Consider the following 23,793-nt stretch of genomic DNA (forward strand, 5'->3'; position numbering starts at 1 on the left):
GTCGTTGTCGCCGGGTGTCAGTCGCGGGTGAAGGCCGCCGTGGCGTCGGGGTCCTCGTTGTCCTGGGGCCTGCGGTAGGTGAACACGGCCGTGGTCTCGGTGTCGTCGCCGCGCTGCGGGATGCTGTAGGAGAAGGACTCGGGCTCCTCGGGCGCGTCCCCGCGCTCCGCGGACTCCCCGTCACCGGCGTCCCCGTCGCCCCGCGGAGAGCCGTCGGCGGCGTCCTCCGCCGCGTCCTCACCCGACCGGTCGGCGTCGTCGGAGTCCTCGGCGTCCGCCGCGGCGGCCTCCTGTGCCTCGGAGTCCCGCGCGTCCCCGTCGTCCCCGTCGCGCTGCGGAATGCTGTAGGAGAAGGGCTCGGACTCCTCCGCCTCGTCCCCGCGCTCCGCGGACTCCCCGTCACCGGCGTCCCCGTCGCCCCGCGGAGAGCCGTCGGCGGCGTCCTCCGCCGCCTCGTCGCGCGCCGGTTCGGCCGCGTCGGAGTCCTCGGTGTCACGGACACCGGTGTCGGTGTCCGGCTCGGCGGTGGCCTCGTCCTCGCCACGGGTCCCGGAGACGGCGGCGGCCTCGTCGGTCTCACCGGCCTCGACCGAGTCCGCGCCGGGCGCGCCGGGCTCCTCCGCCCCGCGCACGTCGTCCGCGTCGTCGGCGTCCTCACGCCGGTCGGACCACGAGGGCTCGGAGTCGGCCTCGTCGTCCTCCTCGTCCGAGGCCCGCTCGCGCTCGGCGCCAGTGTCCTCGTCCGTTCCGGAGGCTGCGGCCCGCTCGTCCGCGTCGTCGGCCGTGTGCCGTACGGGCCGGGTGTCCTCGGCTTCGGGGGCGGTGGCCTCCTGCTCCCCGGGCGCCTCGGCGTCGTCATCGGCCGTCGCGGACTCGTGCCGGTCGAACCAGGAGGGCTCCGCCCCGGTGTCATCGCCGGTCCCGGAGACCGCGGCCTGGACGACCTGCTCCTCCGCGTCGTCGTCGGCGGTCTCACGCCTGTTGAACCAGGAGAGTTCGGCCCCGGTGTCATCGCCGGTCTCAGAGACGGCGGTCTGGGCGACCTGCTCCTCCGCGTCGTCGTCGGCGGTCTCACGCCGGTCGAACCAGGAGAGCCCGGTGTCGTCGTGGGAATCCTCGGGGGCCTCGGCCCGCGCGGCCGCGGGCTCGGGGGCCGGGTCCCGCGTGTCCTCACCGGGGTGGTGGGCGGGCCGGGGGTCGGCGGGGGCGGGTGCCTGCTCTTCGCGGGAGCCGTGCTCGACCGCGGTGGAGGCGGACGGGGCGGGGGCAGGCGCCACCGTGTCCGGTTCCGGCCACTCACGGGCCGTGGGTGTCTGCCAGCGCGGCAGATCGTACTCCGGCTCCCCCGGTCCGGAGTCCTCCGTCCAGGCGCGGGGTTCCCGCACCGGCTCGGGAGCCGGTGCGGGTACGCGCCCGGAGTGCTCCGGCGCCACGTGCACGGCCGCGGGAACGGACGACTTCCCCAAACCGTCCGTTCGATCCGCTCGGGTCCTCCCCTGGATGAGGGCGCCCACCAGGAGCAGCACGCTCACACCGGCCAACCCCAGGGCGATGAACACCAGGGTGGTCTCGGCGAACACCAGGGCTGCCACGATGACGGCGATGGCCGCCAGCACCGCGACGGATGCGAGGACGCTGAGGATCACGGGTCGACCAGGACCTTTACACGTTGCCGGAGTCTTCAGTTGTGGAGCCTACCGCCGACCGGGGTCAGCGACGCTCGTGCGGGGCCTCGCCCGGGTGGAAACCGCCGTGCTGGACGGGCTCGGGCTGGCCGAAGGGGTTGCCGCCGGGGCCGCCGTGCTGCAGCGCCGGGGTGGGACCGGTCGGCGGGGCCATCGTCTGGAAGCCGCCCGTGGTGTTCGGGTTCGGCTGCTCGATGCCCGCGCCCTCCTCCAGCTCGCGCAGCTGGCGCTCGAAGTAGTCCTTCAGGCGGCTGCGGTACTCGCGCTCGAAGTCCTTGAGCACGTTGACCTTGTGCTCCAGCTCCTCGCGCTGCTGGACGAGGCTGCCCATGACCTGGCGGTGGCGCTCCTGGGCGTCCCGGTCGAGGTTCTCCGAGCGGACGCGGGCCTCGCCGATGATCTGCTCCGCCTGGCGGCGGGCCTTGCCGAGGATGTCCTCGGACTCGTGGCGGGCGCGGCCCAGGGTCTCGTCGGCCTCGCGGCGGGCGTCGGAGATGGCCTGGTCGGCGGTCTGCTGGGCCAGGGCCAGGACGCGGGCGGCCGTGTCCATGTTCTCCTCGCCGCCCATGCCCATGTGCATGGGGGCGGGCGCCTGGGGCTGGGGCTCGACGACGGCCTGAGGCGGCTGGACGGGCTCGGGGCGGGGCGGCTCGGGCTGCTCCTGGGGCTGCTGGAAGTCCTGCATCCCGGCGTTGGGCACCTTGCCGCGCAGGCACTCGGCGAGCTTGCCGCGCAGTTCCTCGTTCTCCTGGATCAGCCGGTCCAGCTCGGACTCGACCTCGTCGAGAAAGGCATCGACCTCTTCTTCGTCGTAGCCCGGCCGGAGCCGGGTCGTGCTGAACTGCTTGTTCCGCACATCAGCGGGTGTCAGCGGCATGTTCGTCTCCTTGGCGCGCTTGGAGTCCATCCGTAGGGACGCTACCTGATCGTGACCTTACGGCAATCCGGATCATGACCAAGACCACATAACGGAATCGGGGGCGACTTTTTTCGCCCCCGACGCCTGCTCTAGGCGACCGAGAGTGCCAGGCTTCCCAGCAGGCTCGCGGCGATCGACAGGCCCAGGAACAGCACCAGGACGCTCAGGTCGAGCGCGATGCTGCCGAGCCGGACGGGCTTGATGAACCTGCGCAGGAAACGCAGCGGCGGGTCGGTGAGCGTGTACACGATCTCGGCGATCACGAGCAGGAACCCCGAGGGGCGCCAGTCCCTGGAGAAGGACTGCACCATCTCCAGCACGACGCGCGCGAGCAGTACGAAGACGTACAGTCGCAGCGCGATGACCAGCACGGACAGGACGATACTCACGGTCTATTCGACCCAATCTCTGGACAAATCCGATGGTCTAGCTCTGATTGAAGAACCCTCGCTCAGCGATCCGCGCCTTGTCTTCCGCGGTCACCTCGACGTTGGCCGGGGACAGTAGGAACACCTTGTTGGTCACGCGTTCGATACTGCCATGCAGACCGAAGATCAGACCAGCCGCGAAGTCGACCAGACGCTTGGCGTCGCTGTCGACCATCTCGGTCAGGTTCATGATCACCGGCGTACCCTCCCGGAAGTGCTCTCCGATCGTACGCGCCTCGTTGTACGTGCGCGGATGGAGCGTGGTGATCCTCGCGAGGTCGGCGGTGGAGGCAGAGGTCGTGGTCGTGCCACCGCGCCGTTCACCCGTGCCCGAGTGGTCGCCGGTGTCGTTCACGTCCTCGCCCCGTGTTCCCTCGCCGTGCGGGGAGTCGGCTCCGCGTTCGCGGTGCTCCTCCACGCCCTCGTCGAAATCATCGAACTCATCATATTCGTCCGCATAGCGGTGATCGTAACGGTCGTCCTCCACGAGGCCGAGGTAGACCGCCATCTTGCGCATCGCGCCGGCCATCTCATGTCCTCCGTCGTCCCCGCGGCCTGCACCGCAGCCGACTCCTCCGTACCGCCCCGTCTTCCCTGGTGCAACGGGGTGTGACGCCCTTTCGGGCGAACTCCACAGACGGGTTCCAAGGTCTATGTGGGGACATTACCCCACGATCGGCCCGCGATCGCCGAGCAACGCCGCACCGAGCCGAAGGTGTGTCGCGCCACGCTCGATCGCGGCCTCCAGGTCCCCGCTCATACCCGCGGACACCATCGTGGCCCGAGGATAACGATCACGAATGAGACACGCGACCTCATAAAGACGACCGAAAGCCTCATAAGGGTCGCCCTCGCGGGGCGCCACGGCCATCACACCGCCGAGTTCGAGCGCCTCGTGCTCGTCGATCCGGGCGGCCAGCTCCGCCGCGTCGGCGGGGTCGACCCCGCCGCGCGGGCCCAGCACGCCCGCCTGCGAGTCGTCGTCGAGGTTGACCTGGACCAGGCAGGTGAGGCGGCGCTCGGCGGCCGCGGCCCGGTCGCCCAGCGCGCGGGCGAGCTTCGCCCGGTCCACCGAGTGGACGACGTCGGCGTAGGAGGCCACCGACCTGGCCTTGTTGGTCTGCAACTGGCCGATGAAGTGCCAGGTCAGGTCGAGGTCGGCGGTGGCGGCGGCCTTGGGGGCGGCCTCCTGGTCGCGGTTCTCCCCCATGTCGGCCAGGCCGAGCGAGGCGAGGATGCGCACGTCCTCGGCGGGGCGGGTCTTGGTGACCGCGATCAGCGACACCTCCGCGGGGTCCCGGTCGGCCTTGTGGCAGGCCGCCTCGACGCGGGCGCGGGCCGCCGCGAGGTTCTCCTTGATCCGCTCGACGCGGGCCGGGTCGTGTGACACGTCGTCCTCATCCATCTCTCGGTCTCGCCGGTCCGTGCGGTCCGGTCCGGTTCAGTCCTGTTCCTGCCAGACGAACGACGCGAACCGCCCGGTGGGGGCACCGCCCCGGTGCGAGAACAGCTCGGGCGTCTCCAGGGTGCAGCGGCCGTCGGCCCGGATGTCGGTGACCCCGGCGCGGCGCAGCTGCGCGGTGACGGCGGCGACCATGTCGACCCCGGGGGTGCCCCGGCGGGTGGTGGAGGCGGCCTCGGGGGTGTCGCGGGCGGTCTCGTCCCGCAGCCCGGCCGGGACCTCGTAGCACTTGCCGCAGATGGAGGGGCCGAGGAGGACGGTGGTGCTCCCGGGGCGGGCACCGTGGTCGGCCATGGCGGCGATGAGGTTGGCGGCCACACCGCGGGCGGTGCCCAGGCGGCCGGAGTGGGCGGCGCCCAGGACGCCGCGTTCGCCGTCGGCCGCCAGGACGGGCAGGCAGTCGGCGGCCAGGGAGGCCAGGACCAGGCCGGGGGTGGTGGTGACGACGCCGTCGCAGGTCCCGACTGCGCCGGGGGCGTCGGCGACCAGGACGTCGGCGCTGTGCACCTGGTCCATCCAGACGACGCGGTCGGCGTCGAAACCGAGGTTCCGCGCGGCGGTGCGCCGGTTGGCCAGCACCGTCTCCCGGTCGTCCCCCGTCCCCAGGCCCATGTTGAGCGAGTCGTAGGGCGGGGGGCTGATCCCGCCGTGGCGCTCGGTGACGGCGGCACGGACCCCGTGCCCGAGGTCGACGATGGTGCCCATCCCTGTGACCGCTGTCCTTCCCTCGGCCCGGTCGGGACGGCGCGGTGGACGCCGGCCCCCGGAGCGGCGACGGCCCCGCCCACCCGGGTCGGGGCCGCTGACACGTCGATGGTACCGGGGTGTCGGTCCGCGCTACTTCAGGAAGTCGGGGATGTCCAGGTCGTCCGGCTCCTCGAACACGACCCGGCGCCGGGGCGTGGGGACGTCGGCGCGCCGTTCGGCGACCGACTCCGAGACCACGTGGACGGGCCGGGGCTCGTCGGCGTGCTCCTCCCGGGCCGGGGCCGGCTCGGGCTCGGCCGGCGCGGCCTCGGCGAACCGGTCGTGGGCCGGGGCCTGCGGTTCCGGCTCGGGCTGCGGCTCGGGCTCGGTCACCGCGACCGGCTCGGGCTCGACCGGGGCCGCCGGGGCCGGTTCCCAGGCCGGCGGCGGGGTCTGCTGCGCACGGGCCGGCTCGGCGCTGTGCCGGCCGCCGAGCCACGGCAGTTTCTCGGCCGACGCCCCGGCCGCGTCCGCGGCGGGGGGCGTGGACGCCCCCTGTCCGCCGGTCGCGGCGCCCGCCGTGGGGGCGACGGCCTTAGGAGGGTCCACCGGCTCGCGCCGGTGCAGCGCGGGCCCGGTGACCTCGGGTTCGTCGAAGCCCGCCGCGATGACGGTCACCCGGACCTCGTCGCCCAGGGCGTCGTCGATGACGGCGCCGAAGATGATGTTGGCCTCGGGGGCCGCGGAGTTGGAGACGAGCTGTGCCGCCTCGTTGATCTCGAACAGCCCCAGGTCGGAGCCGCCCTGGATGGACAGCAGGACGCCGTGGGCGCCGTCGATGCTGGCCTCCAGCAGCGGGGACGAGATGGCCATTTCCGCGGCGGCCACCGCACGGTCGTCGCCGCGCGCCGAGCCGATGCCCATGAGCGCGGAGCCGGCCCCGGACATGACCGACTTGACGTCGGCGAAGTCCAGGTTGATGAGGCCGGGCGTGGTGATCAGGTCGGTGATGCCCTGGACACCGGAGAGCAGCACCTGGTCGGCCGCCTTGAAGGCGTCCAGGACGCTGACCTGCCGGTCGGAGATGGAGAGCAGCCGGTCGTTGGGAATCACGATGAGTGTGTCGACCTCCTCACGGAGCATCGCTATCCCCGACTCGGCCTGGGTGGCACGCCGCTTGCCCTCGAAGCCGAAGGGGCGGGTGACCACACCGATGGTGAGGGCCCCCAGGGATCGGGCGATGTTGGCGACCACGGGCGCGCCGCCCGTACCGGTGCCGCCGCCCTCACCCGCGGTGACGAAGACCATGTCGGCCCCCTTGAGGACCTCCTCGATCTCCTCCCGGTGGTCCTCGGCGGCCTTGCGGCCGACGTCGGGGTTGGCTCCGGCTCCCAGGCCGCGGGTGAGTTCACGGCCGACGTCCAGCTTGACGTCGGCGTCACTCATCAGCAGCGCCTGGGCATCGGTATTGATCGCGATGAACTCGACGCCCTTGAGCCCCTCTTCGATCATTCGGTTGACGGCGTTGACACCGCCGCCGCCGATACCGACGACTTTGATGACCGCGAGGTAGTTCTGCGGTGCTGCCACGACGAGGGGCCTTTCCGCTCGCATACGCCGTTCCCTCCCGTGTCCGGCGGTGGTGTCCGCCGGGCCGGTGGGTTCGGCTCCGGTTCTACAGTGTGCGTTTCGGGTTCTCCGACGGGGCGTCCCAGGACGCCGGCGCGGGGGACCCGGGACCGCGTGAACCGTGGGGTGCCGAACCGGGGAGGCTCTGTGCCTCCCCCGGGTCCGGCGGGAGAAATACGGTTCCCGCGTACCCCGAAAAGCGTGTTCTGTACTTTGTTGACGGTGGTCGTGACTCTCGACAGTAAGCCGACCGCCCACCACCGGCAACCGATGACTGCTTCAGCCTAACGTCGTATAACACGAGGAAGCGATGTGCTGACTCGGCGCGTCGCGTCTGGAATGTCCCCGCGTCGTGTCCGCACCCCCTCCCGAGGGGGCCGCCGGCCCTCCGGAGGCGGCCACCGGTCCGGCTTCGTCCGGCTTTGCCGTCCTTTCCCGGGGCCTGACCGCCGCTTCACCGGACGATGGCCAGGTCGGGGGTGGAGAGGTCGTACACGACGCCGTCCCCCGGAGGGTGCTCGCGCATCAGCACGCGCAGGATCTCGCTCTTGTCGCCGGTGCCCTCGGCGGTCCCCCATTCGATGACGGCGCCCTCGCTGATCTCGATCCGGATGGCGTCGGGGTCGGTGGCGTCGATGAGCCGGATGCGGGCCAGCAGCGAGTCGGGGGCGGACTCGACGATGGCCGCGGCGGCCCGGACGGCGTCGTTCCCCTCGATCTCGCCGGTGACCCGGACCAGCGGGTGGGTGCCGGGCCGGGACGGCGAGTCCTCGATGCGGACGCCGTCGCGGTCGACGAGCCGGTACTCCTCCCCCACCCGCACCGCGAGCAGGGGCCGGCGTTCGACGACCTCGACCCGCAGGGTGGCGGGCCAGCCCCGGGTGACCGTGGCCGACTCCACGAGGGCGAGGTCGCCGACCCGGTCGGCGCCCGCCTCCAGGTCCACCCGGATGAGGGGGGTCCCGGTGGGGACGTCGACGGCGGCGACGACCTCCTCGCGTCCGACCCGGTCCAGCCCGGTCACGGCCACGTCGCGCACCACGAGCAGGCGCGAGCCCAGGAGTATCCAGGTGACGACGCAGACCAGGGCGACCACCAGGAGGGCCACGAAGGCGACCTTCCAGGGGTCGGACCGCTCACGCGCCGCCGCGGCGGCGGGTGGCCGCGCGGTCCCGGTCCCGGTGCCGCCGTCCGCTCCGTCGTGGTCTGCCCTCACCCGTGTCCTCCGACGTCAGTCCCGGTCCCGTCCGCCGCCGTGGCCGAGGGACTCGGCCACCTCCTCCACGTCGGCGGCCTCGGCGAGCCGGTCCACGATGAGCGGGCCCAGCTCGGTGACGTCGCCGGCGCCCATCGTCAGGACGATGTCGCCCGGACGCGCCAGCTCGGCGGCCAGGCGGACGGCGTCGGCGCGCCCGGGGACGTAGTGCACCCGGTCGTGGCCCACCTCGGAGGTGATCAGTTCGGCGGTGACCCCGGGTTCGGGGTCCTCTCGGGCGGCGTAGATCTCCAGCACCACGACCTCGTCGGCCAGGGTGAGGGCGGCCCCGAACTCCTCGGCGAAGATCCGGGTGCGGCTGAACAGGTGGGGCTGGAAGACGGCGATGATGCGGCCCGGCGCCTGCTCCTCCCCGGCCTCGCGCGCCTCTTCGGCGAACGACTCCAGGGCGGCGCGGGTGGCGCGCAGGTCGGCGTCGAGCTCGGTGGGGTGGTGGGCGTAGCTGTCGTAGACGCCCACTCCCCCGGCCGCGCCCTTGGGCTCGAAGCGGCGGGCGGCGCCGCCGAAGTCGGCGATGCCCTCGACCGCGACCTCCAGGTCGTGGCCGAGCTCGTCGGCGACGGCGACCGCGGCGGCGGCGTTGAGCACGTTGTGGCGGCCGGGGACCGCGACGGTGCCCTCGATCTCGCCTTCGGCGGTCGCGAGGGTGAACTCGGTGGTGAACCCGCGGGGGCGGATCCGGGTGATCCGGTAGTCGGCCTCGGGGGCCTCGCCGTAGGTGAGGACCTTCTTGCCGCGCTCGCGCGCGGTCCGGGCGACCCGGCGGGCGCCCTCGTCGTCGATGCCGACGATGAGGGTGCGCTCCACGCGGTCGACGAAGGCGTCGAAGTTGGCGTGGATCTCCTCGATGCCGCTGTAGTTGTCCAGGTGGTCGGCCTCGACGTTGGTGACCACGGCGACCTTCGGGGAGAGCATGAGGAAGGAGCCGTCGCTCTCGTCGGCCTCCACGGCGATGGGGCCGCCGATGCCGGCGTCGGCGCCCAGGCCGGTGGTGACCAGCTTGCCGCCGATGACGTAGCCGGGGTCGACGCCCAGGTGCTGTAGGACGACGGTGACCATCGAGGTGGTGGTGGTCTTGCCGTGGGTCCCGGCGATGGCGACGCCCTCGCGGCCCAGCAGCAGGGCGCCCAGGGCGGCGGCCCGGGGCAGGATGCGCAGGCCGCGGCGGTGGGCCTCGGCGAGCTCGGGGTTGGTCTCCCGGACGGCGGAGGAGACGACGACGGTCTCGGCGTCGCCGAGGTGCTCGGCGGCGTGGCCGACGTGGACGCGGGCGCCCATCTCCTCCAGCTCGCGCAGGGTGTCGCTGTCGCGGGCGTCGCTGCCCGAGACCTCGACGCCGGACTGGAGCAGCACCCGGGCGATGCCGGACATACCGGCGCCGCCCAGGCCGATGAAGTGGGTGCGTCCCAGCTTGTCGACGGGGACGGGGTCGGTCGGTCGCACCAGGCTCATCGGGCGTCCTTCCCGTCGTCGTAGTAGGCGTCGTCGCCGTCGTCCTCGGCGACGGGCACCTCCGGCGCGGGGCGGTCGCCGCGGGCGACGGCCATGACCTCGCGGGCCAGTTCCATGTCGGCGTCGCGGCGGCCCATGCGGGCGGCGGCCTCGGACATGGCGACGACCCGGTCGGTGTCGGTGAGCAGCGGGATGAGCGTGCCGGTGATCCACTCGACGGAGACGTCGGCGTTGTTCACCATGAGGCCGCCGCCCGCCTGGACGACGGGCTCGGCGTTGAGGGCCTGCTCGCCGTTGCCGATGGCCAGCGGCACGAACGCGCCGGGCAGGCCGACGGCGGTGAGCTCGGCGCAGGTCAGCGCACCGGAGCGGCACATGGCCACGTCCGCGGCGGCGTAGGCCATGTCCATGCGGTCGACGTAGGGGACGGCGACGTAGGGGATGCCGTCCTGGGTGAGGTCCTGGGGCTCGTCGGCGTTCTTGGGGCCGACGACGTGCAGGACCTGGACGCCGTGGTCGCGGAAGGCGTTACGGGCGGCGAAGGCGGTCTCGTTGATGCGCTGGGCGCCCTGGGAGCCGCCGAAGATCAGCAGGGTGGGCAGGTCCGGGCGCAGGCCGAAGTAGGTGCGGGCCTTGTCGCCCATGGCCAGCCGGTCCAGGGTGGTGATCTGTTGGCGGAGCGGGATGCCGACGAACCGGCCGTTGCGGATCTGGGTGTGGGGGTGCCCGGTGAAGACGTGGGGGGTCAGCCGGGCGCCCAGGCGGTTGGCCAGCCCGGGCAGGGGGTTGGCCTCGTGGACGACGATGGGCACGCGCCGCCGCCGGGCCGCCAGGTAGCCGGGGGTGGCGACGTAGCCGCCGAAGCCGACGATGACGTCGGCCTGGAGCCGGTCCAGGTGGTCGCCCGCGGCGCTGAGGGCCCCGGCGAGCTTGCCGGGGACGCTGAGCAGCTGCGGGGTGAGCTTGCGGGGCAGGGGGACGGCCGGGATCAGGCCCAGCTCGTATCCGCGCATGGGCACGAGGCGGGTCTCCAGTCCCCGCTCGGTGCCCAGGCAGAGGATCTCCGTGTTGGGGTCGATGCGCCGCAGCGCGTCCGCAAGGGAGAGCGCGGGCTCGATATGCCCGGCCGTGCCGCCTCCGGCGAGGGCTACCCTCATCGTCGCCGATTCCTCCTCGACCGGTCCCCGGACGGGATCGGTCCGCTGTCGTACGTGGGCTTGGTCCTGCCGCCCCGCGGAGCCTTCGTGCGCGGGCTCCGCGCCGTGGCGGCGCGCCCGGAGGGCAGGCCGCCCCCGCGGCCGGCGGCCGTGGCGGTGGTGTTCTCCAGGCCCAGCCAGCTTAGAGCCCTTTCCACCCAACCGGGACCCCGGGCCGCCAGGGCCCGCTGCGCCTGGGGCTCGGTCTTGGCCAGGGACAGCAGGACGCCCAGGGCGACCATGGTGGTGATCAGCGACGAACCCCCGTACGACACCAGGGGCAGCGGGACGCCGGTCACGGGGAGCAGCCCGATGACGGCGCCGATGTTGATCATGGTCTGGCCCATGATCCAGGTCACGATGGCGAAGGCGGCCAGGCGGGGGAAGGGCTCCTTGACCCGGGAGGCCACGCGCAGCCCGGCGTAGCCCAGGACGCCGAAGAGCGCCAGGAGGAGCAGGGTGCCGATGAGGCCGAACTCCTCGCCGATGATGGCGAACACGAAGTCGGACTCGGCGAAGGGCAGGAAGCCCCACTTCTCGCGGCTGGCGCCGATGCCGACGCCCAGGATGCCGCCGGTGCCCAGGGCGTAGAGCCCGTGGAGCGACTGCATGTTGTCGCCCAGCGGGTCGGCGGTGGGGTCGAACAGCGCGGTGACGCGGGCCATCCGGTAGGGCTCGATGGCGATGGCGATGACGGCCAGGCCCAGGACGAGGCCGAACATGGCGACGAAGAGCTTGCCGGGCGCGCCGATCACCCACAGCAGCCCGAGGAAGGTGACCAGGAACACCAGGGCGGTGGACAGGTTGGAGCCGAGCAGCACGAGCAGGACGAGCAGCCCGCAGCCGGGCAGCAGCGGGAAGAGCAGGTGCCGCCACTCGGTGAGTTCGTTGAGCTCGTCCTTGCGGGCCAGGATGCCGGCGCCCCACAGGACGAAGGCGAGCTTGGCGGGCTCGGAGGGCTGCACGATCAGGCCGCCGATGTCGAGCCAGCGGGTGGCGCCGTTGACCTCCACGCCCTGGAAGACGGTGAGGAGCAGCAGCGCGGCCGAGACGATCATGGCGGGGTAGCCGACCAGCCGGAACACCTGCTGGGGCAGGTGGGAGGCGAGGATCATCAGCGGCAGGCCGATCGCGGCCGACACCAGCTGCTTCTGGAAGAGGGAGAAGGACGACCCCGTCTCGCTGATGGACTTGACCATCGTGGAGGAGAGCACCATCACCAGTCCCAGGGCGATGAGCAGCACCGCCGTTCCCAGGATCAGGTAGTAGGAGGTCAGGGGCCGGTCCAGCGCCCCGATCCACTCCCGCCACAGGGCACGCTCGCGCCCCTCGGTCACCGTCGTCCCCCGGGTCCGGGCCACCCCGGGGATCGTCGTCGTCGCCATCCGCACCCACCCTCCGCACCTGCGCGCCTCAATAGTGGCGAACGGCGGGGCGGGAACCGTGGACATTTCCCGCGTGTTGGCCATCTTCGGCGCGGAAGGGGGTGGCACCGCGCACACCGATCACCGCCCGTGCGCGCTCGGTCACGCAGGGGCGGCGATCGGGGTGGTCAGCCCAGGCGGCGGACCGCTTCGGCGAACAGGCGTCCGCGCTCGGGGTAGTTGGCGAACATGTCCATGGACGCCGCGGCCGGGGCCAGCAGGACGGTGTCGCCCTCCCTGGCCATGTCCGCGGCCGCGGCGACGACCGCGTCCATGACGGTGTGGCCCTCGGGGGCACCGGGGGCCGGGCCCTCGATCTCCACGACCGGGAGGTCGGGGGCGTGCGCGTCCAGGGCCTCGCGCAGCCGGGCGCGGTCGGCGCCGATGAGCACCGCGCCGCGCAGCCGGCCGGCGGCCGCGGCCACCAGCTCGTCCACGTCGGCGCCCTTGAGCAGGCCGCCGGCGATCCACACCACCGTGTCGTAGGCGCCCAGGGAGGCGGCGGCGGCGTGCGGGTTGGTGGCCTTGGAGTCGTCGACGTAGTCGACCCCGGACACCGTGGCCACGTGGGCGATCCGGTGCGGCTCGGGGGCGAACGCCGCCAGTCCGGCCCTGACGGAGGCCGGGGCGACCCCGATGGAGCGGGCCAGCGCCGCCGCGGCCAGGGCGTTGGCGACGTTGTGCGGGGCGGGCGGGCGTACGTCGGCCAGGGCGGCCAGCTCCTCGGCGCTGGTCACCGGGTCGTCGACGAAGGCCCGGTCCACCAGCAGGTCCTCGACGACGCCGAGCTCGCCCGGGCGCGGGGTCCCCAGGCCGAAGCCGACCAGCGGGGTGTGCGGGTCGCCGTCCTCCTCGGCCAGGCGCACCGACCAGGGGTCGGCGAGGTTGACGACCCGGAGGGTGCCGGGGGCGAACACCATGCCCTTGGCCCGGGCGTAGGGCTCCAGGCCGCCGTGCCAGTCCAGGTGGTCGGGGGCGACGTTGAGGACCGCCGCGGCGTGCGGGCGCAGGCTGGAGGACCAGTGCAGCTGGAAGCTGGACAGCTCCACGGCCAGCACCCGGGGGTAATGGCCGTCCGCGTCGGGGCGGACCGCGTCGATCACGGGGGTGCCGACGTTGCCGACGGCGAGCGCGTCGCGGCCGTCGGCCCGCAGCATCGCCTCCAGCATGCGCACCGTGGTGGTCTTGCCGTTGGTGCCGGTGACCGCCAGCCACAGCTGGTCGGCGGGCTTGATCCGCCACGCCAGTTCGACGTCGCCGATGACCTCGATGCCGGCCTCGGCCGCGGCGGCCAGGAGAGGGGAGTCGGGGCGCCAGCCGGGCGAGGTGACGACGAGGTCGCACTCCTCGGGCAGCGGGGTGGCGCCCAGGACGACCTCGGCCCCGGCGGCGGAGAGCTCGGCCGCGACCGGGCGGACGGTGTCGTCGTCACGCCCGTCGACCACGGTGACGCGGGCGCCGTGCTCCAGCAGGAGCCGGACCGCGGGCGGTCCGGAGACGCCCAGGCCGGCGACGCAGACCCGCAGGCCGGTGAAGGGGGTGGAAGTGGTGGAGTGGTGGGACATCCGGGGTTACCTCGGCATCCATTCGAGGTAGAACAGGCCGATGGCGACCGCCACGAACAGCCCCTGGATGATCCAGAAGCGGATGACGATGGTCGGTTCGGCCCAGCCCTTGAGCTCGAAGTGGTGCTGCAGCGGCGCCATGCGGAACACGCGCTTGCCGGTGAGGCGGAACGACGTGATCTGGATCATCACGGACATGGTGATGATGACGAACAGGCCGCCGATGAGCAGCAGCAGGAGCTGGGTGCGGGTGGTGATGGCCAGGCCCACGATGAGGCCGCCCAGGGCCAGGGAGCCGGTGTCGCCCATGAAGACCTTGGCGGGCGGGGCGTTGAACCAGAGGAAGGCGATGCAGGAGCCGAGCACGGCCGAGGCCACGACGGCCAGGTCCAGGGGGTCGCGGACCGTGTAGCAGTTGCTCGACAGGTAGGACACGCAGGACTGGCGCAGCTGCCAGTTGCCGATGATCACGTAGGCGACCAGCGACAGGATGGTGGCGCCGGTGGCCAGGCCGTCGAGGCCGTCGGTGAGGTTGACGGCGTTGGAGAACCCGACGATGAGGAACAGCGCCCAGATGACGAACAGGCCGATCATCAGCGGGGGGCCGAAGTCCCGGAGGAAGGACAGGCTGGGGGCGGCGGGGGTGTAGCCGTAGCCGTTGGGGAACATGGTGACGCCGTAGGCGAAGCCGACGCCGACCACGGCCTGGCCGACCATCTTGGCGCCGCTGCGCAGTCCCAGGCTGCGGCGCTTGTAGATCTTGATGAAGTCGTCCAGGAAGCCGACGCAGCCCATCCCGACGAACAGGAACATCACCAGCAGGCCGGAGGCCGTGGGCCCGGTGGCGGAGGGCTGCACCAGCGCCAGCACCAGGTGGGAGCCGAAGTAGCCGATCACCGCGCCGAGGATGATGACGATGCCGCCCATGGTGGGCGTGCCCTGCTTGGTCTTGTGGCCCTCGGGGCCGTCGTCGCGGACCTCCTGGCCGAACTTGAAGCGGTACAGGAGTTTGATCAGCGGCGGCATCAGCGCCATGGAGACGATCAGCGACAGCGCGGCCGCTATGGAGATGCCGATCACCGGGCATCACCTTCGGTGATGAGGTCGATAACCTTTTCGAGTGCTGCCACCCGTGATCCCTTCACAATGACGACGTCTCCCGCGCGCATCCGTGCGCGCAGGGCCGTGGCGGCCGCCGAGGCGTCCGCGACCCGGACGGTCTCGCCCGCCCACAGTCCCTCTCGGCCGGTGCGCTCGGCCCCGGCCGCGATCCCTTCGGCCTGATCTCCGACCACGATCAGGTGGGAGACGCCGGTAGCGGCGGCGAGTTCGCCGATCTTCTCGTGTTCGATGCGTCCCCCGTCGCCGAGTTCGGCCATGTGGCCCAGGACGGCGATGGGTCGGCGGCCCCGGGCGAGTGCGCCCAGGGTGGTCAGTGCGGCCCGCATGGACTCGGGGTTGGCGTTGTAGGCGTCGTTGACGAGGGTGACACCGTCGTGCTCGGTGACCTCCATCCGCCAGCGGCTGACCGGGGTGGCCGCGCCCAGGGCGGCGGCGATGCCGGGGAGGTCCATGCCGAGCTCGCGGGCGACGGCGGCGGTCGCCAGGGCGTTGTGCACCTGGTGGGCGCCGACGAGGGCGAGCTCCACCGGGGCCGTCGCGCCGTCCGCGTTCAGGGTGAAGGAGGCGGCGCCGGTCTCGCCGATGACGATGTCGGTGGCGCGCACCTCGGCGTCCTCGCCGGTGCCGTAGAACACGGTGCGCGCGGTCGTGCGCGCGGCCATGGCCTTCACCCGGGGGTCGTCGGAGTTGAGGATCGCCACACCGCCGCGGGGGCCGCCGGCCGCGGGCAGCGACTCGACGAGCTCGCCCTTGGCCTTGGCGATGGCCTCGCGGTCGCCGAACTCCCCCATGTGGGCGCTGCCGACGTTGAGGACGACGCCGATGCGGGGCGGGGCCACGCGGCACAGGTGGGCGATGTGCCCGATGCCGCGGGCGGCGACCTCCAGCACCAGGTGGCGGGTGCCGGTGTCGGCGCGCAGCACGGTGAGGGGGTGGCCGATCTCGTTGTTGAACGAGCCGGCGGGCGCGACGGTGGCGCCCAGGCGCCCGACGACCTGGGCGATGAGGTCCTTGGTGGTGGTCTTGCCGGAAGAGCCGGTGACCCCGATGATCTCCGCCGCGTCGGCGCCGCGGGAGGGGGCGGCGAGGGTGTCGGCGGCGTACCGGGCGAGCCGGGCCAGCGCCTCGACGACCTCGTCGTCGCCGCCCTCCACCAGCAGGTGGGGCGCGTCGACGGGGCGGGAGACCAGGGCGGCGGCCGCCCCCGCCTCGACCGCGGCCCGCGCGTAGTCGTGTCCGTCGACCCGCTCGCCGCTCAGGGCGACGAACAGGGAGCCGGGTTCCACCAGCCGCGAGTCGACCACGACGGGTCCGTCGACGGTGGTGTCCGGGCCGGCTGCTCCGCCGAGGGCGGTTCCGGTGATATCGGCGATCCGATCGAGCGTGAGCGCGATCAAATCCACTCCTCAGGTCAGGCCCGACCCGCGGCGACCACGGGATGACGTGAGGCCACCCGGCCAAAGGACTCGGGTCGGGGGATGGCACCGCGGGCGGGCGCGCACGCGGTGCCGCGCCGGGTCCCACAGCGGTGGTGACGGGGGCGACCACGTCCATGGCGCCACCGGTGGGCGGCGGGTGTTCGGGCTGCGATTGCCGCACCCACCTTAGAACATGTTGGGGTGTCCGGGGTCCCGGCAGGGCCTGTGCACGGCAATATCCGCCACTTCGTGACCCTGGGGCGCGCCCCGTGCGCGGAGCGCACGGGGCGGGTCCGCCGGCGTGTCCTCAGCCGCCGCCGGTGGGTTTGTGGACGTCCAGCAGGGCGACGCCCAGGCGTTCGCGGACGTCCACGGACAGGTGCTCCTCGATGGCGGCGCGCAGCACCTCGCGGTCGTCGAAGGGCAGGACCTCGCCCTTGACGTACTGGCCGGTCTCGTGGCCCTTGCCCGCGACGACGATGACGTCGCCGGCCCGGGCGCGGGCGACGGCCAGGCGGATGGCGTCGGCGCGGTCGAGTTCGACGGTGACGCGCGCGCGCTCGTCCTCGGGGACGCGGGTGACGCCCTCCAGCATCGCGGCGGCGATGGCGACGGGGTCCTCCGAGCGCGGGTTGTCGTTGGTGATGACGACCTGGTCGGCGAGGCGGGCCGCGGCCTCCCCCATGAGGGGGCGCTTGGCGCGGTCGCGGTCGCCGCCGCAGCCCAGGACGACGGTGACGCCGCCCTCGGCGATGGAGCGGACCGAGGTCAGGACGGCCTCGACGGCGCCGGGTTTGTGGGAGTAGTCGACCAGGGCGGTGAAGTCCTGGAAGGACGCGGGGACCTCGCGCGCGACGACCTTCTCCATGCGGCCGGGAACGCCGGGGGCGGCGGCGACGCCCTCGATGGCGGTCTCCAGGGGCAGCCCGGCCTCGACCAGGCCGACGACGGCGGCCATGGCGTTGGAGACGTTGAAGGGCCCGGGCAGGCCGACGGAGGCCTGCGCCTCCATCCCGCCGGGGCCGACGATGCGGAAGGTGCTGCCGGCGGCGCCCAGGCGCACGTCCACGGCGTTCCAGTCCGCCTCCAGGGCGGTCTCGGGGTCGGCGTCGGAGTACCCCTCGACGCCGAAGGTGGTGACGGGCACCTTGCCCTCGCCCTGCACCATGTCCACGAGGGCGCGGCCGAAGCGGTCGTCGGCGTTGACGACGGCGATGTCGCAGTACTCCGGCGTGAACAGGCGGGCCTTGGTCTCGAAGTACTCGCGCAGGTCGCTGTGGAAGTCCAGGTGGTCCTGGGACAGGTTGGTGAAGACCGCGACGTCGAAGCGGGCGCCGCCGACCCGGCCCAGGGCCAGGGCGTGGCTGGAGACCTCCATGGCGGCGCCGGTGACGCCCTGTTCGCGCATGAGGGCGAACAGGCCGTGCAGGTCGGTGGCCTCGGGGGTGGTGAGGGAGGAGGCGACGCGCTCGTCGCCCACCCGCATCTCGACGGTGCCGATGAGGCCGGTGCCCATCCCCGCGCGGCGCAGGCCCGACTCCACCAGGTAGGAGACGGTGGTCTTGCCGCTGGTGCCGGTGGTGCCGATGAGCAGCAGGTCTTCGGAGGGGTTCTTGAAGACCCAGGAGGCGACGGTGCCCAGGGCGGCGCGCACGTCGGGGACGACCAGGGTCGGCAGTCCCGTGGCGGCGGCCCGGTCGGCGCCCTCGGGGTCGGTGAGGACGGCGGCGGCCCCCGCCAGGGCGACCTGCTCGGCGAACTCGGCGCCGTGGACCCGGGTCCCGGGCAGGGCCGCGTACAGGTCTCCCGGGCCCGCCTGGCGCGAGTCGTGGGTGATGCCGCGCACCTGGACCTCGCGGGCCGGGACCGGGTGGTCCGGGGCCAGGTCCGGGCGCAGCAGGACGGCGTCCGGGCCGAGCAGCGGCACGAGGTCGGACAGGGGACGCAGGGGCGTATGTTCAGGTCGCATTACCGGTGGCACGTGTGGAGGGTAACCGTTCGAGCGGACCGGCCGGTAATTTCCACGCTGGTGCGGGACGGATCCCGTCGCACCCGAATACCGTGGTGGGCGGGGGTGGGGCGGATGGACCGGGTGGCGCAGGCGGTGGCCGGGGGGCCACCGGTGGTGCTGGACGGCGGGCTGGCGACGCTGTTGGAGGAGTACGGGTACGACCTGTCGGGCGGGCTGTGGTCGGCGCGGCTGCTGGCCGAGGACCCCGACGCGATCCGGCGGGTGCACCGCGCCTACTTCGAGGCGGGCGCGGAGGTGGCGACGGCCGCGGGCTACCAGGCGGGCGTTCCGGCGCTGGTGGCCCGGGGGTGGTCGCGGCCGGAGGCGCTGGGGCTGGTGCGCCGTTCGGTGGAGCTGGCCCGGGCCGAGCGCGACGCGTTCGGTTCGGGGCTGGTGGCGGCCGGGGTGGGGCCCTACGGCGCGGCCCTGGCGGACGGCTCGGAGTACACCGGCGCCTACGACCTGGACGAGGACGGCCTGTACGCCTGGCACCGGGAGCGGTGGCGGGTGCTGGCCGACGCCGGTGCGGACCTGCTGGCCTGCGAGACGGTGCCGTCGGCGGCGGAGGCGCGGGCGCTGGCGCGGCTGGTCGGGGAGACGCCGGGGGTGCGGGCGTGGCTGAGCCTGTCCTGCCGGGACGGGGAGCGGCTGGGCGACGGGACCCCGGTGCGGGGGCTGGCCGCGGAACTGGCGGCCTCCGGTGCGGCGGGGCGGCTGGTGGCGGTGGGGGTGAACTGCACGGCTCCGCGGTTCGTGCCGGACCTGGTCCGGGCGGTGGCGGCGGCCGGGTTCCCCGCGGTGGCCTACCCCAACTCCGGCGAGGTGTGGGACGCCCGGGCGCGGCGCTGGACCGGCGTGTCGGAGCCGGAGGAGTTCGGCGCCGAGGCGGTGCGGTGGCACCGGGCGGGCGCGGTACTGGTGGGCGGGTGCTGCCGCACCGGACCGGAGCACATCCGGTCGGTGCGGCGGCATCTGCACGGCGGGGGCGCCCCGCGGGGTTCCGAAGGCCCGTAGGAGGCGTCGGGCGTCCCCGGGGGGCGCCGGGCACGGCGGTGGAGCCGCGGCCCGCCCGTCGGGGACCTTCTCGACGGGCGGGCCGCGGCGCAGCGGAGGCCGGAGAGGACGGCCCTAGCCGCCGCCCTCCTCTTCCTCGAAGAGGCGGATGGCGGGCGGGTCGGTGTCGGTCGGCGGGACCTTCAGGGTCTTGAGCGCGAACGACATGATGTCGTTGAACGCCGGGCCGGCCGCCTCGCCGCCGTAGTAGGTCCCCTGCGGGTTGTGCAGGACCACCTGGACGACGACCTCGGGCGCGTCGGCGGGCGCGAACCCGGCGAACGTCGAGGTGTACCCGCCGCCCTCGTAGCTCCCGGTCTCGGGGTTGACCCGGTTGGCGGTCCCGGTCTTGCCCGCCACCCGGTAGCCGTCGATGCGGGCCTGGGGCGCGGTGCCCTCGTCGCTGGTGACCGCCTCCAGCATGAGCGCCAGGCGCTCGGCGGTCTCCTCGCTGATGACGCGGGTGCGCTCGGGCTCGTCGGCGGGGGTGAAGTTGCCCTCGGTGTCGACGGTCCCGGCGACCACGCTCGGCTCCACCCGGACGCCGCCGTTGGCGACGGTGGCGTACACCGACGCCATCTGGGCGGCGTTCACGGTGACGCTGTGGCCGATGGACACCGACGGGAGCTGGGTGCCCCACCAGTCCTCGGGGTCGGTGAGGATCCCGGTCTCCTCGCCGGGCAGGGCCAGGCCGGTGGGCTGGCCGAGCCCGAACTCGGTCATGTAGCGGTGCAGCACCCCGGCGCCCACCTGGTCGGCGACCTTGATGGTGCCGACGTTGCTGGACTGGGCCATGATGCCGTTGACCGTGAGGCGCTGGGTGCCGTGGTTGCTGGAGTTGCGGAAGGTCTGGTCGTAGTACCGCAGGGCGTAGGGGACGGTGTAGACCGTCTCCGGGGTGGTCAGCCCCTCCTCCAGCGCGGCGCCGATGGTGATGACCTTGTTGGTGCTGCCGGGCTCGAAGGTCTCGGCGACCGCGCCGTTGGACCACTGCTCGGGCCCGCTGGCGGCGATGTCCGTGGGCGAGTAGGTCGGGTAGTCGGCCATCGCGATGATCTCGCCGGTGTCGGGGACCATGACGATGGCGCTGCCGCCGTCGGCGTCGAGCTCCTCCACCCGGGCCGCCAGCGTCTGGGCGACGTACCACTGCACGTCCCGGTCCAGGGTCAGGCGCACGTCCTGGCCCGGCACGGGGTCCCTGGCCACACCGCCCGCCATGGGGATCTGGGTGCCGTCCACGCCCACCTCGACCTGGCGCTCGCCCGCCTCGCCGGCGAGCACCCCGTCCATGTAGGCCTCCAGGCCCTCCAGGCCGTGGCCCTCGCTGCCGACGAAGCCGACCAGGTCGGCGGCGCCGGTCTCCTCCGGGTAGACGCGCTCGTAGTCGACCTCGGCGCCCACGCCGCGCAGCTCCAGGTCGCGCAGCTCCTGCCAGTCGCCGGGCGGCACCTTGCGGGCGACCACCTGGTAGCGGCTGGGCTTGGCGTCGACCTTGGCGGCGACCTCCTCCTCGTCGAGGTCGAAGCGCGTCACGAGTTCGTCGACGAGCCGGTCGCGCTCGTCCTCGCGGACCTCCTCCGGGTCGACGAAGACGGTGCGCACCTCCATGGACAGCGCGAACGGGTCGCCGTCGGCGTCGGTGATCGCGCCCCGCAGGGTCGGGATGTCGATGGTCTGCAGGCGCAGCTCGGAGGCGGCCTCGGCGTACTGCTCCGCCTCGAAGCCCTGGATCTGGACCAGGCGCCCGGCGAACAGCACCAGGACGGCCAGGACCAGGGCGCCGCCGATCCGGATGCGCTTGCCCGGGGCGCCCCGCCGGAAGGTGCGGCGCAGCAGCGGCGGGGGCGCGGGCGGTGCCGGGCGGCGGCGCCTGCGCTCGGTGGGCGCGGTGCGCGCCTCGCGCGGGGGCCCGCCCTCGGCCTTGGAGCCCCGCGCGCCGCCGCGCGGGGAGCCGTTCTGCGAGGTGCTGCGGGCCGGGCGGGATCCGGACTTCCCGGTACCGCCGGGCCTGCGGGGGTCGCGGGGGCGTCGGGGAGTGCTCAACCGGTGCTCCCGCCGTCGGTGGCGGCGTCCCCGGTGACCTCACCGCTGCCGGGGTCCAGGAACCGGGGCGCGTCTCCCTGCTCCATGCCCATGCCCTCGGCCTCCTCCGCGATGCGCTCGGAGGTCTCCAGGTGGGCGACGGTGCCCCGCAGGCTCTGCTCCTCGTAGGACAGCTCGCGGTTCTGGGTCTGGAGGCTGGAGATGGCGAACGCCTCCTGGGCGATGACGCCGCGCAGCAGCAGGAGGCTGACCAGGGCGCCGCCGAGCAGGCACAGGATGAGCAGGACGAACGGGATCCTGGGTGCGCGCGCGCGTGCCGCGGCGGCCGATCCCCGTGCGGGCGCGCGTTCGGCCGGGGGTGCCGCCGGGCGTGCGGCGGCGCGCCGCGGCGCGGGCGCCTTGCGCTTGCCGGAGCGGCGGGTGTCCGTCCTGGTCGTCGTCATGTGCTCTCCCTACTACCGCGCGGGCCGCACGCGTTCGGCCGCGCGCAGGCGTGCCGACTGGGCGCGGGGGTTGCGTTCGTTCTCTTCGTCCGTGGGGAGTTCGGCCCCCCGGGTGAGGAGCCGGAGCTCGGGCTGCCGGTCCGGGAGGGGGACGGGCAGGTCGGCGGGCGTGGTGTCGGTGGCCAGGGCCGCGAACGCCTTCTTGGTGAGGCGGTCCTCCAGCGAGTGGTACGACAGCACGGCGATGCGCCCCCCGACGGCCAGTCGGGAGAGGGCGGCGGGCAGGGTGCGCTCGAGGATGGACAGCTCGGCGTTGACCTCGATGCGCAGCCCCTGGAAGGTGCGCTTGGCCGGGTGCCCGCCGGTTCGGCGGGTGGCCGCGGGGATGGCGTCGCGGACCAGTTCGGCGAGTTCGCGGGTGGACTCGATGGGGCCCTGGGCGCGGCGGCGCTCGATGGCGCGGGCCACGCGGGAGGCGAACCGCTCCTCGCCGTAGGCGCGCAGGACGCGGGTGAGCTCGGACACCGGGTAGGTGTTGACGACCTCGGCGGCGGTGAGCGGCTGGGTGCGGTCCATGCGCATGTCCAGCGGCGCGTCGTGGGCGTAGGCGAAGCCGCGGTCGGTCTCGTCGAGCTGGGGCGAGGACACGCCCAGGTCGAGCAGGACGGCGTCGGCCTCCGCCGCCCCGGCCTCGTCGAGGGCGCGGGGGATCTCGGAGTAGACCGCGTGGACCAGGTGGACGCGGTCGGCATAGGGGGCCAGGCGGGCGGCGCTGCGCTCCAGGGCGGTGGTGTCGCGGTCGACGCCGACCAGGCGGGCGTTCGGGCAGGCCGCGAGGATCGCCTCGGAGTGGCCGCCCAGGCCCAGGGTGCCGTCGACGAACACGGCGCCGGGTTGGTCCAGTGCCGGTGCCAGCAGGTCCACGATGCGGTCGAGCATGACCGGGACGTGCAGGGGGTCGGCCCCCGTGCGGGCGGCCGCGACGCGGTCGTCGCCGGTCCCCCCGGCTCCCGCGCCCTCGTTCCCGCGCTCCCGGGTGTCGTCCCCCATGCGCTGCCGTTCCTCCACGCTGTCGCGCTCCCCCTCGTTCCGCCGCGGTCGCGTCCGGCCCAGGCCGGGCTCCGCGGTGTGGCGTGGCCTCACCGGGTTCCGGCGGGCCTCCGAACACGGCCGCTATTGTCCACCTTTCGGCGGACCGGCGTTGACGGTCTGGCACCGGGGAAGTCGCGCCAGCTCGTGTCACCGCGTTCGGAGGCCGTCGCCGGACCCCGGCTGCGAGGGTGTGGACTCGCCGGTGCCGTGGGTCCGGGGGTGTCCGGACTCACAGCACCCCGGGCAGCACCTCCTCCGCCAGGTCCGCGAACTCGCGTTCGCGTGCGGCCTCGTATTCCGACCAGGCCACGGCGTCCCAGATCTCCAGCCGGGTGTTGGCCCCGATGACGGCGCAGTCGCGGGTGAGCCCCGCGTAGGCGCGCAGGGGGGCCGGAACGGTGACCCGGCCCTGGCCGTCGCAGGTCTGGTCGGAGGCGCCGGCGAAGAAGATGCGACCGTAGTCGCGGACCGCGCGGTCGGTGACGGGGGCCCGGGCGAGGGAGTCGGTGATGCGCACGAACTCCTTGACCGGGAAGACGTAGAGGCAGCGTTCCTGGCCCTTGGTGATCACCACACCCCCCGACAGCTCGTCGCGGTACTTCGCGGGGAGGAACAGGCGCCCCTTCTGGTCGAGGCGGGGCGTGTGGGTACCGAGGAACACACTCCCGACCTCCCCCCGATGTGGAGAATTCGCCCTCTCCACGCTGCTCCACCTTACTCCACTCTTCCCCACCGTCAACAGCTCCGATGCGGGCACAATGGCCGATTGGACGATGAATTCGCAGGTCACAGCGGTGGGGTGCGAGTGGGGGAGGTCGAGGCCCCGGGCGTGCCGCGCCACCGGGGCTCCGGGCGGGGTCCGGGGCGTCCCCGGGAAAGTCCCGGCGG

The 23,793-nt window shown here is 73.5% G+C and carries 20 protein-coding genes; 1 reads left to right on the forward strand and 19 read right to left on the reverse strand.

Annotation, left to right across the window (positions count from 1 at the left end):
- Window positions 1–17: 17 nt before the first annotated feature.
- From K1J57_RS00315 to K1J57_RS00385, 15 genes are all read right to left on the reverse strand, one after another.
- The gene (locus K1J57_RS00315) at window positions 18–1,646 is read right to left on the reverse strand and encodes a hypothetical protein (RefSeq protein WP_220562494.1); all 1,629 of its coding nucleotides are present in this window, start codon (window positions 1,644–1,646) and stop codon (window positions 18–20) included.
- Between the two features lie 64 nt (window positions 1,647–1,710).
- Window positions 1,711–2,562 (reverse strand): DivIVA domain-containing protein, encoded by an 852-nt coding sequence (locus K1J57_RS00320; RefSeq protein WP_220565256.1) that lies wholly within the window; start codon window positions 2,560–2,562, stop codon window positions 1,711–1,713.
- A gap of 131 nt (window positions 2,563–2,693) precedes the next feature.
- On the reverse strand, window positions 2,694–2,993 hold the full coding sequence (locus K1J57_RS00325) for a YggT family protein (RefSeq protein ID WP_220562495.1): 300 nt from the start codon (window positions 2,991–2,993) through the stop codon (window positions 2,694–2,696).
- A gap of 37 nt (window positions 2,994–3,030) precedes the next feature.
- Window positions 3,031–3,561, reverse strand: coding sequence for a cell division protein SepF (locus K1J57_RS00330; protein ID WP_220562496.1), 531 nt, complete (start codon window positions 3,559–3,561; stop codon window positions 3,031–3,033).
- Between the two features lie 135 nt (window positions 3,562–3,696).
- Entirely contained in the window at window positions 3,697–4,422 is a 726-nt protein-coding gene (locus K1J57_RS00335) for a YggS family pyridoxal phosphate-dependent enzyme (RefSeq protein ID WP_220562497.1), read from the reverse strand.
- Window positions 4,423–4,473: 51 nt separating this feature from the next.
- On the reverse strand, window positions 4,474–5,199 hold the full coding sequence (gene pgeF, locus K1J57_RS00340) for a peptidoglycan editing factor PgeF (RefSeq protein ID WP_220562498.1): 726 nt from the start codon (window positions 5,197–5,199) through the stop codon (window positions 4,474–4,476).
- Window positions 5,200–5,331: 132 nt separating this feature from the next.
- A complete protein-coding gene (gene ftsZ / locus K1J57_RS00345) occupies window positions 5,332–6,771 on the reverse strand; it encodes a cell division protein FtsZ (RefSeq protein ID WP_220562499.1) in 1,440 nt (479 codons plus the stop codon).
- 493 nt (window positions 6,772–7,264) lie between these two features.
- Window positions 7,265–8,026, reverse strand: a complete 762-nt coding sequence (locus tag K1J57_RS00350; RefSeq protein ID WP_255646755.1) for a cell division protein FtsQ/DivIB — start codon at window positions 8,024–8,026, stop codon at window positions 7,265–7,267.
- A 15-nt stretch (window positions 8,027–8,041) separates the two neighbouring features.
- A complete protein-coding gene (gene murC, locus K1J57_RS00355; protein WP_220562500.1) occupies window positions 8,042–9,538 on the reverse strand; it encodes a UDP-N-acetylmuramate--L-alanine ligase in 1,497 nt (498 codons plus the stop codon).
- Window positions 9,535–10,695 carry an undecaprenyldiphospho-muramoylpentapeptide beta-N-acetylglucosaminyltransferase gene (gene murG / locus K1J57_RS00360; RefSeq protein ID WP_220562501.1) on the reverse strand — a complete coding sequence of 387 codons (1,161 nt, stop codon included), beginning with the start codon at window positions 10,693–10,695 and terminating at the stop codon, window positions 9,535–9,537. Before murG ends, murC begins: the two co-directional genes overlap by 4 nt.
- The gene (gene ftsW, locus K1J57_RS00365) at window positions 10,692–12,119 is read right to left on the reverse strand and encodes a putative lipid II flippase FtsW (protein ID WP_220562502.1); all 1,428 of its coding nucleotides are present in this window, start codon (window positions 12,117–12,119) and stop codon (window positions 10,692–10,694) included. The genes murG and ftsW overlap by 4 nt, the downstream gene beginning before the upstream one ends.
- Window positions 12,120–12,286: 167 nt before the next feature.
- Window positions 12,287–13,723 (reverse strand): UDP-N-acetylmuramoyl-L-alanine--D-glutamate ligase, encoded by a 1,437-nt coding sequence (gene murD / locus K1J57_RS00370; protein WP_220562503.1) that lies wholly within the window; start codon window positions 13,721–13,723, stop codon window positions 12,287–12,289.
- A gap of 6 nt (window positions 13,724–13,729) precedes the next feature.
- Window positions 13,730–14,803: a phospho-N-acetylmuramoyl-pentapeptide-transferase gene (mraY, locus tag K1J57_RS00375; protein WP_220562504.1), complete on the reverse strand. Its 1,074-nt coding sequence runs from the start codon at window positions 14,801–14,803 to the stop codon at window positions 13,730–13,732.
- Window positions 14,800–16,242, reverse strand: a complete 1,443-nt coding sequence (gene murF, locus K1J57_RS00380; RefSeq protein ID WP_220562505.1) for a UDP-N-acetylmuramoyl-tripeptide--D-alanyl-D-alanine ligase — start codon at window positions 16,240–16,242, stop codon at window positions 14,800–14,802. Before murF ends, mraY begins: the two co-directional genes overlap by 4 nt.
- A 328-nt stretch (window positions 16,243–16,570) precedes the next feature.
- Window positions 16,571–18,232 carry a UDP-N-acetylmuramoyl-L-alanyl-D-glutamate--2,6-diaminopimelate ligase gene (locus K1J57_RS00385; RefSeq protein WP_220562506.1) on the reverse strand — a complete coding sequence of 554 codons (1,662 nt, stop codon included), beginning with the start codon at window positions 18,230–18,232 and terminating at the stop codon, window positions 16,571–16,573.
- Window positions 18,233–18,346: 114 nt separating this feature from the next.
- Between K1J57_RS00385 and mmuM the strand changes: the two genes are divergently transcribed.
- The gene (gene mmuM / locus K1J57_RS00390) at window positions 18,347–19,288 is read left to right on the forward strand and encodes a homocysteine S-methyltransferase (protein WP_220562507.1); all 942 of its coding nucleotides are present in this window, start codon (window positions 18,347–18,349) and stop codon (window positions 19,286–19,288) included.
- A 114-nt stretch (window positions 19,289–19,402) separates the two neighbouring features.
- On the opposite strand, the gene K1J57_RS00395 is transcribed toward mmuM, so the two are convergent.
- The 4 genes from K1J57_RS00395 to mraZ form a co-directional block, all read right to left on the reverse strand.
- Complete coding sequence (locus tag K1J57_RS00395; RefSeq protein WP_220562508.1) at window positions 19,403–21,370, reverse strand: penicillin-binding protein 2; 1,968 nt, start codon at window positions 21,368–21,370, stop codon at window positions 19,403–19,405.
- Complete coding sequence (locus K1J57_RS00400) at window positions 21,367–21,813, reverse strand: hypothetical protein (RefSeq protein WP_220562509.1); 447 nt, start codon at window positions 21,811–21,813, stop codon at window positions 21,367–21,369. The genes K1J57_RS00395 and K1J57_RS00400 overlap by 4 nt, the downstream gene beginning before the upstream one ends.
- 12 nt (window positions 21,814–21,825) lie before the next feature.
- On the reverse strand, window positions 21,826–22,863 hold the full coding sequence (gene rsmH / locus K1J57_RS00405; protein WP_220562510.1) for a 16S rRNA (cytosine(1402)-N(4))-methyltransferase RsmH: 1,038 nt from the start codon (window positions 22,861–22,863) through the stop codon (window positions 21,826–21,828).
- 271 nt (window positions 22,864–23,134) lie between these two features.
- Complete coding sequence (mraZ, locus tag K1J57_RS00410) at window positions 23,135–23,566, reverse strand: division/cell wall cluster transcriptional repressor MraZ (RefSeq protein WP_220562511.1); 432 nt, start codon at window positions 23,564–23,566, stop codon at window positions 23,135–23,137.
- Window positions 23,567–23,793 lie beyond the last annotated feature (227 nt).

The organism is Nocardiopsis sp. MT53 (genome assembly GCF_019598965.1).
Taxonomy (GTDB): domain Bacteria; phylum Actinomycetota; class Actinomycetes; order Streptosporangiales; family Streptosporangiaceae; genus Nocardiopsis; species Nocardiopsis changdeensis.